The sequence below is a fragment of the Kitasatospora sp. NPDC093679 genome, from assembly GCF_040683455.1.
GTDB classification, from domain to species: domain Bacteria; phylum Actinomycetota; class Actinomycetes; order Streptomycetales; family Streptomycetaceae; genus Kitasatospora; species Kitasatospora arboriphila.
Genome location: NZ_JBFBDW010000045.1, coordinates 57,296 through 64,965, shown reverse-complemented (window position 1 = coordinate 64,965; position 7,670 = coordinate 57,296). Strand labels below are relative to the sequence as shown.

Here is a 7,670-nt window from a genome sequence, read left to right as displayed (position 1 = left end):
GCCGCCGGATGACCATCCGGCGGCCGGGGGCCCAAGTGCAGGCAGCCGGGGCGAGGAAGTTGCCGGCGGCTGCCAGCGGCGGGACCGGCCCTGGAGTCCCCGCCCGTCCGCGCACCGGCCTGCAGGCCGCCTTCGCCGGGTGGTTGAAGGGCGGTCAGGGGATCACCGGCGCCTGTGGTGCACCGAGTCTGCGGGTACACGTTCGGCTCCGCACCCCGGTCGCGTTCGGGGAGTGGCACCACCCGCGCCTGGGCTCGGACGGCGGCGTGCTGCCCTCGGCCCCGCGCCGGGGCGCGCTCAGGGCAGGTGGAGGTCGGCCCCGACGGTTCTGCCGGCCCCGTCGCGCCGGCTGCCCGGGTGGTGGCGACCTGGACGATGACGTGCGGGCCGCGGCCGGACGGTTCTTGCGGCCGGACGGGCCGGGTCGTGGCGTGGCGGGGCTGGTGTCGGTAGCAGCGGCCTGCAGCAGGGCCGGCGTCCGGGTCGTGGCGGAGGCCGAACGCGGTGGGTCCGCCGGCGTGGACAGTGGCGTTCGAGAGCAGCTCGGCGCTCACCGGCACGATGCCGTCAAGGACCGGGGCGTCGGCATCGGACCGCCGGGCGGCCACGGCGTCGCGGATGAAGCCCGGGCCGTCGCGTACGTGGCGATCCGGGGCCATCGGGCGGGAGACCGGGCGGCGGCCGTGGGCGGAGCCGGTGAAGGCGCACACCGGGTCCCGCGGTGTCTCGAAGAAGCGTCACCGAGGAAGATGCGCGTCTGTCCGGCTGTACGCCGCCGTGTACCGCCCGCGCCGCGCTACACCGTCCGCGCGGTCTGCCCGCCGGTGAGGGGGTGGTGCAGGGCCTGTTCCAGGTCGGGGTAGAGGGGGAAGACCTGGTCGGCCCGGGTGACTTCGAGGACGCGCCGGGCGATGGGGCTGGGTGCGGCCAGCACGATCGGAACGCCCAGGGCCAGTGCCGCGAGCCGGGCGGTGAGCAGCGCGTTGAGGGCGCTGGAGGTGAACAGCCGCACGGCGGACAGTTCGACGGCGACCAGGGCCGGGTGAGGGGCGAGTGCTTCGTCGAGGGCCCGCTGGACCTGGGCCCGATTGTCCATGTCGAGTTCTCCGGCGAGGGAACACACCACGCTGTCGCCTGCCCGGGTCAGGACGATGGTCAGTGCGGGGTCGGGCGGGGACCCGCCGAGCAGCAGGGACTGAGCGGGAATGGCCATGATGCGTCTCCCAGCCCACCAGAGGCTCCACCATCACGGCGGGCCGGGGCATCCGGCTCCTCGCGGGTGCGGGAGACAGCGCGGCGACAGCCGACGGGCAACGGTGGGCGCCACGATGACACCTACCGCTGTGTTCACCGTACGCCTTTTGCTGTAGGACGGTCAGCCCCGCTGCGGCCGCGGCCCGGCTTCGCAAGCCGGCCTGGGCGGCCCGGCGGACGGTGAGACTCGCGACCGCGTGGACGGTCCGACCCGGGAGCGGGACGTCTCGCCAGGGGAGCGACTTGAGCTGCATGCGGAGGATCTTCCGGCCGCCCTTGACGAATCGACTGATCCGCTCAAACAAATAGCTTGCCGATCCGGTGGGCCTGTGTCACTGTTCCGCCTGGATCGACAGCCGGACAAGAGAATTGGCACCATGGGGAATCAGTACGAGGAAGAGTGTCGTCGGTCGTTGGCCGAAGAGCAGGCCAAGAGCCTTGCCGAGACCAACAACTGGGAGCACGTTGACAGACCTCAGGTCCACCAGGACTGGGACGTGCTGTACCGGGAGATCGCGGCCTGCCTGGACGGCTCCCTGCCCGGGGATCCCCGGATCCAGGAGCTCGTCGGCCGGCATTTCGGCATAGCCTGCCGATTCTACGCCCCCAGCAGGCAAGCGTACGTAGGGATGGCACTCTTCTATGCGGAAGACGACGCCATGAGGGAGTTTCACAACTCCTACCATCCCAGGATGGTGGAATTCCTGGGTGAGGCGATGAGGATATTCGCCGAACGGGGAATCGGCTTCACTTCGTAGCACTCCAGCTCCAGATCGCGATCCTGCCCGTTGGCAGGGCAGGGCCTCGGCGTTTCGTGTGGCGTCCGGTTCATGACGGCCTGTCGGGCAGGTGGCTACGGGAACGGAAGCGCAGGCACGGCTTCCATGGAGTTCTCGACGCCCCGCGATCCGACCGGTAGACCGTGCCTGCCGACGCACCGTCGCTGATCCCGTCCGCCTTGACCAGCTCCGCCGGTAGCCCGATACCGGCCTCCAGGAGGTTCCGGGGCTGCTGGCTGCTGGAACAGCTCGGCGTCCGGCCCGATCCGCTGCTGCCGTGGCGTCTGGCGTCCTCCGAGTCCGCCGTGCACCGACTGCTGGCCCGCCTCGACGCAGACGCGCTGGACCGGGCGGTCGGCCGCGGAGACCAGTCATCCCCGCTGCCCTGTCGGCGTGCCGCCCGCAGTTGCCCGGCGGTGGGCCGGGGCGCACCCGGGTTCGGGGCTGCCGCCGCCGAGGGCTCGTCCTACCGTGGAGTGTGAGCCGGTTCGCGTGATGCGGGCCGGCCCCGCGGATTCGGCAGGGGGCCGAAGGTGCGGCTCCGCGGCCGTGGGGGCGTGCTGCCGGAGGGAGTGCGTGGGTGTGGTGGGCGAGCTGAAGAGCGGTGTGGAGCTGGTGGGGACGGTCGCGGTGTGCACGCTCGCCGGCGACCTGACCCTGGACACCGAGGAACAGGTCCGCGCCGCGCTTGACCAGGGACTGGCCCTGGCACCGCGGGTGCTGGCGGTGGACCTCGCCGGCGCGGAGATGTTCACCTCCAGCGGCCTGAACGCCCTGCTGCTGACGCGCCTGGCCGCGCAGGAGGGCGGGGTGCCGGTGGTGCTGATCGCCCCGTCCGAGGTGGTCCGGCGGGTCCTGCAGGTCACGGAGGCAGCCGGCCTGTTCCCGGTGATCACCGGCGCCAAGGCCCGCGGCTTACGCGCCCGGGCCGTGCGGCGGGGCCTGCCGGCCGGCCTCCTCGACGCCGGTGCACACCGGGAACAGGCCGGCTGCCTGGATCTCTGCCGGATCGGCGGCCCGAAAAGCGGTGAGGGCGGACAACGGGGGGTAGGAGGGGAGTACCGGTGTCCGCCAACGCGGCGTTCGCCGGATGCCCGTCGGTTGTCGCCGCACTGTCTCCCGATCCCGCGCGGAAATGTTGCCCCGGCCCACCCCCTCGGGTGGAGCCAGCGGTGGGCTCGGAGGGCGGTCATGGCTTCCTACGACGATCTCGCGCAACGGGCCGGCCCGGCACCCGACATCCACATCCGCACCACGAGGGTGGGCCGGGCGGTGGTGTGCACACCGGCCGGGAACCTGCACTCGGAGAACGAGGAGGAGGTGCGGCGGGCCCTCGAGGCGGCCCTCGGCGGCCGCCCGGCCGTCCTGGTCGTGGACCTGTCGGAAGTGCGCATGTTCACCTCCAGCGGCCTGAACGTGCTGCTCGGCACCCGCCGCACCGCGCACGCCTGCGGCATCCTGCTGGTTCTGGCGGCCCCCAGTGCGCGCGTGCGGCGCACCCTGGCGATCACCGGCGTCGGCGGGCTGTTCCCCGTCTGCCCGAGCCTGCGGCTGGCACTGCAGCACCGGAGCCCGGAGGTACTCAGGGACGAGGCATGACACGGACGCGGGCGGGTAGACGCGACGGTCGACGAACGCTCTCCTCCGACCTGTTCGGGTCCGGTCATGTGTCCTCCGCTTGCCGTTTCGGCCCACCGCCGCCTGGTCTTCCGACCGGGCGAGCGGGGCACGGGTGTCCGCCGCGGCATCGACTTCGTCCAGCTGGTGCTGGCGCAGTGGCGGCCCGGGGCGGATGAGGCGGTCGTGGGCGACGTGATGCTGGTGGCGGCCGAGTTGCTCGCGAACGCGGTCGACCATGCCGGCGGCCCGCTGGCCTTGGAGCTGTGGCTCGGCGCCGGGGGTGAGCGGCTGCGGATCGACGTCACGGATGCCGGCGGCGGCGAGCCGCGGATCCTGCCGGTGCGGGCGGACGAGCCGCGCCACCGGGGCCTGCGGATCGTCGACCGCCTTGCCGCGGGTTGGGGCTGCTGCCCCAGCGGTACGGGCAAGACGGTGTGGGCCGAGCTCCGCCTGGAGTGAGCGCCCCGCGGCCCGTCCCCGTGGTGTCCTCGGGGCGCGTTCGGCCACCTGCTGCGGGCCGGGTCCCGGATGGGGCCGGTCAGGTGCGACGGGCCGTTCGGCGCTCGGGCGTCTCGTCATCGCCGGTGCGGGCGAGCGTGACGGCCAGGAGGCGTACCGCCTGTTCGGCGTCGGCGAGTTCGTCGGCCGTGGGCAGGACCGCGCCGAACGCGTGGCCGTCGGGCGCGGGCAGGGCCCGCCAGTGCAGGACCGGGGCGAGGTCGCTCGTGCATTGCGCGAGGAACCAGGCCAGGTGGCCGTGGATGCGCGCCACGGCCATGGCGAGGGCGGCCAGGGCCTCGCGGAGTGCGGCGAGGCGCTCGATCCGTGGCAGCACCTCTTGCACGTCGGCCGGGCCGACGGCCTCCGCCAGGCTCTGTGCGGTTTGCCGGGCCAGGGCCCGGTCCGCGGCCGACGGCTCCCAACTGCCGTCCTGTAACTGTCGCTGCGCTTCCAGGACGGTCTGCTCGACGGCAGTGCACATGCTCATGCCCGGCAGCTTAGCGACGGCCCGTGCGGGTCGCGGCGCTGGGAGTGCACTCCGCGGTGGGTGGTCGGCGGCCTCCGGACGGGGATCACCGACCGCGGTACCGCCTGTTTCCTCACCTTCGACCCGCTCCATTCCTGTCCCGCTGCACCACGGCCCACGTTGAACCGGGTGATGGTCCGGCTCGTGGTCGCGGGAGGGGTGCGGGTGGGCCCGCCGGAGGATCAGTTGTCGAGGTGGGGGTCGGGGTCGGCCAGTGCGGCCCGGCGGGCGTGTCCTGGATCCGGTCGGGCCGTGGTGTCGGCGTCCGCGGGGACGGAGAGGTCGGCCCAGACGGTCTTGCCGTGGTCGTCGGGGGGGGGGGGGGCCCAGTCGACGATGACCAGGCCGTGGCCGTGCGGGACCTGCGGCCGGTGCGGATGGGCCGGTTGCGGCGGGGCGGGGTCGGGGTCGGTGACGGCGATGCGTAGCCGTCCGGGCGACCGCTGGAGGTGGAGGGTGCTGGGTCCTCCGGCGTGCTGGGCGGCGTTGGCGAGGAGTTCTGCGGTGACGAGGACGGCGTCGGCGGCGGCTTGGGCGGCTGTGGTGGTCAGGTGCCAGTCGGTGAGGGCGGCGCGGGTGAAGGCCAGGCCTTCGCTCACGCAGGCGTCCTGGTCGCCGGGCAGGAAGTCCAGCCGGCGCCGGTCGGATGCCACAGGATGAGTGGGAGGGCACATGGCGGTTCCAGGTCGATGGCCGGTGTGCTGCGAATCCGGCGTCTGCCCCGGCCCCGCGCCTGCCACGCCCTCAGGAGGGCGTGTCCCCGCCCCGGGCGGCGTCCTCGACGTTGGCGTAGACGGGGAACAGGGCGGCGGTCCCGGTGATCTCCAGTACCCGGCGCGCCCCGGCGCTCGGCGCGACCACGACGACCGGCAGCCCGCCGGATGCGAACAGTTCCACGCCGCTCAGATCGACGGCGAGGACCTCGGGGAGTTCGCCCAGCGCCGCCTGGAGGGCCTGCCGGGCCTGCCCGGCGGTGCCCTGGTGGAGGTCGCCGGCGAATACGCACACGACCGTCCGGCCCAGCCGTCTGGCGCTGGTCTTCAGCTCGGTCGTCACAGCAGCGCGCCTTCCCTGGAAGCGGCCCGCGCCCGCGGCACTGGCGCCGGCGCACCACCAGCGCGGGGACCAGCCAGGCCGGCCACGCCGCCGACCGGCCGTAGTCGGCCCGCCGGGTGCCGGTTTGCAGCAGCTCCGCATGCCGGGCACGGCCGGCCGGTGTGACGATGCGGGAGATGCGGCCACGTCGGGCCGAAGCAGGCGGAAAGGGGAGCGGTTGTGGGAGTGGCGGTCGCGGGTGACTGGTACAACGAGTTCGGTTCCTGTCTGAGGCTTCAAGCCGATCCGGCAGGGCTGCTGACAGGCACGTTCGAGCCCGGTGCAGGACCTGCCGGGCGCCGCGAGCTGGTGGGGCGGTTCGACGTGTGCCCGACCATCCCGGGAGTTGCGCTCGGATGGACGGTGGCCTGGCGGGACGAGCACGGCAGCGCCGCATCGGTGACCAGCTGGAGCGGCCAGTACCTCCCGGACGACGAGCGGATCGTCGCTTCCTGGCTGTTCACCACCGCCACCGGGCCCGACGAGGCGTGGAAGGCGACGGTCATCGGCCAGGACACCTTCCGCCGCCTGCCGCCCCCGCAAGACGCGGGCTGAGCGGACGACCAAGGCCGCCCGGGCACAGCCGGGTCAGCAGCAGATCACCGCCTTGCCCAACCTGCCGACTGCACACCGCCTGGCAACAGCCGGGCGCGCGGCCGATGCTGCATCCACGGCCTGCGCCCGGCGTGCCGGCCGCGCGGTGCGGCCGGCCGGCGCGGCACGGGCACCGCGGGTTGGCCGTGGGCGGCGGGACGTGAGCGGGCCGGAAGGCGTCCGACCTGGTCGGCAGGGAGCCCGAGGACGCGGGGACGGGAGGGACGGCGGCCGAGGCCACTGTCTGGCATGGACGTGACTGTTCCTCGTCCGGCGGCGATCATGCGCGTGCCGGGGATGACATGCCATCGGGCCCTGTCGGTGCCCGGTCGGGGGCGCCGGGTATGGGCCGGCCGTTCGACCAGGACGTTTCGGGGGAGACGCTCGGCGCGCAGCGGGTGCTCAGTCGAAGGAGGTGGTTGCCGTGACGCGGGGGAACCGGGATCTTGTATCGCTGGCCGAGATCGTCGAGCCGGCGGATACGCACGTGGACGAGGAGACGCGGGCACGGGCCCGCACAGTGGTGGCCGCACACGCCCGCAACGCCGAGGACCTGCGGCTGCTGTTGGACGAGCTGGGGCTGGGGACACCCCCGCAGTGAGCAGGTCTGCACCGCACTGCTCGGCTCGCCGGCCGATGACGTCACACGGGCGGCGGCGGAACCCGGCAAAGCGACGAGCCGTAGCATCGCCGGCGTCGGAACGATCGGTCAGTAGTCGGCGCCCTCGGGTTCGGCGGCTGCCGGAGACCATGCGGCCGGTCCCCGGCAGCCGCTGCACCTGGGCGGCGTCCGTGTGCGTCAACAGTGCGGCCCGGACGACAAGCGCCCTGCACCGCGGCGGCGCGGGCCGTGAGCGACACCAACCTTCCCGAAACATGTGCCTGACCGGTGGCCGGGCCGATGGGACGCCGATCCCGGGACGGGCTGGTGATCGTGTGTCGTGGGTCCGGCCGCCGGGTCCGTCCCGCAGGAGGGGCTGACGGCCGCACCACGGGGCAAGCCGAGCACTGCCCCGGCGCGCACCGATCCGACAATCTTCGATGCGCCTCTGTGGGGCGGGGGTGGCGGACCCGGGGCACGGGCACATCGCCGATATGGACGAAGGGGAGAAGAACGACGCCGGGAGCGCCGAAGCGCAGGCCGCGGCAGACCGGCTGCCCGGCGAGATGCGAGCGGCGATTGCCGCAGTGCGCAGCCGCGCCACGAGAATGCATGAGCCACCGCTGCCGGCCGAGGGAGAGAGCGAGCTGCCCGGCGAGGCTGCGGACACTGGACCGTAGCGTAGGCCGGAGGGCGGTCC

Annotated in this window: 8 protein-coding genes; 4 read left to right on the top strand and 4 right to left on the bottom strand. The window is 73.5% G+C overall.

Translation table 11 applies throughout. The features are described 5' to 3' along the window. Positions 1-796: 796 nt before the first annotated feature. A complete protein-coding gene (locus tag AB0O09_RS29150; RefSeq protein ID WP_363546503.1) occupies positions 797-1,213 on the bottom strand; it encodes an STAS domain-containing protein in 417 nt (138 codons plus the stop codon). Between the two features lie 418 nt (positions 1,214-1,631). Here AB0O09_RS29150 and AB0O09_RS29145 point away from each other — a divergent pair, with 418 nt between their 5' ends. The 3 genes from AB0O09_RS29145 to AB0O09_RS29135 all read left to right on the top strand — a co-directional run bounded on the left by AB0O09_RS29145 (position 1,632) and on the right by AB0O09_RS29135 (position 4,112). After that, the gene (locus AB0O09_RS29145) at positions 1,632-2,012 is read left to right on the top strand and encodes a TipAS antibiotic-recognition domain-containing protein (RefSeq protein ID WP_363546501.1); all 381 of its coding nucleotides are present in this window, start codon (positions 1,632-1,634) and stop codon (positions 2,010-2,012) included. A gap of 603 nt (positions 2,013-2,615) precedes the next feature. After that, the gene (locus AB0O09_RS29140) at positions 2,616-3,632 is read left to right on the top strand and encodes an STAS domain-containing protein (protein WP_363546498.1); all 1,017 of its coding nucleotides are present in this window, start codon (positions 2,616-2,618) and stop codon (positions 3,630-3,632) included. A gap of 66 nt (positions 3,633-3,698) precedes the next feature. Beyond that, the gene (locus AB0O09_RS29135) at positions 3,699-4,112 is read left to right on the top strand and encodes an ATP-binding protein (protein ID WP_363546496.1); all 414 of its coding nucleotides are present in this window, start codon (positions 3,699-3,701) and stop codon (positions 4,110-4,112) included. Between the two features lie 79 nt (positions 4,113-4,191). Here the strand turns inward: AB0O09_RS29135 and AB0O09_RS29130 are convergent, their stop codons facing one another. The 3 genes from AB0O09_RS29130 to AB0O09_RS29120 all read right to left on the bottom strand — a co-directional run bounded on the left by AB0O09_RS29130 (position 4,192) and on the right by AB0O09_RS29120 (position 5,736). Beyond that, positions 4,192-4,641: a hypothetical protein gene (locus AB0O09_RS29130; RefSeq protein WP_363546493.1), complete on the bottom strand. Its 450-nt coding sequence runs from the start codon at positions 4,639-4,641 to the stop codon at positions 4,192-4,194. Between the two features lie 221 nt (positions 4,642-4,862). Beyond that, entirely contained in the window at positions 4,863-5,333 is a 471-nt protein-coding gene (locus AB0O09_RS29125; protein WP_363546491.1) for an ATP-binding protein, read from the bottom strand. Between the two features lie 91 nt (positions 5,334-5,424). After that, positions 5,425-5,736 carry an STAS domain-containing protein gene (locus AB0O09_RS29120; protein ID WP_363546488.1) on the bottom strand — a complete coding sequence of 104 codons (312 nt, stop codon included), beginning with the start codon at positions 5,734-5,736 and terminating at the stop codon, positions 5,425-5,427. A gap of 219 nt (positions 5,737-5,955) precedes the next feature. Here AB0O09_RS29120 and AB0O09_RS29115 point away from each other — a divergent pair, with 219 nt between their 5' ends. Then, entirely contained in the window at positions 5,956-6,330 is a 375-nt protein-coding gene (locus tag AB0O09_RS29115) for an avidin/streptavidin family protein (protein WP_363546485.1), read from the top strand. Positions 6,331-7,670: the final 1,340 nt, after the last annotated feature.

Excerpts from the sequence above, each read along its gene's own strand:
- AB0O09_RS29150 (WP_363546503.1), bottom strand. The coding sequence starts at position 1,213 with ATGGCCATTCCCGCTCAGTCCCTGCTGCTCGGCGGGTCCCCGCCCGAC.
- AB0O09_RS29145 (WP_363546501.1), top strand. The coding sequence starts at position 1,632 with ATGGGGAATCAGTACGAGGAAGAGTGTCGTCGGTCGTTGGCCGAAGAG.
- AB0O09_RS29135 (WP_363546496.1), top strand. The coding sequence starts at position 3,699 with ATGTGTCCTCCGCTTGCCGTTTCGGCCCACCGCCGCCTGGTCTTCCGA.
- AB0O09_RS29130 (WP_363546493.1), bottom strand. The coding sequence starts at position 4,641 with ATGAGCATGTGCACTGCCGTCGAGCAGACCGTCCTGGAAGCGCAGCGA.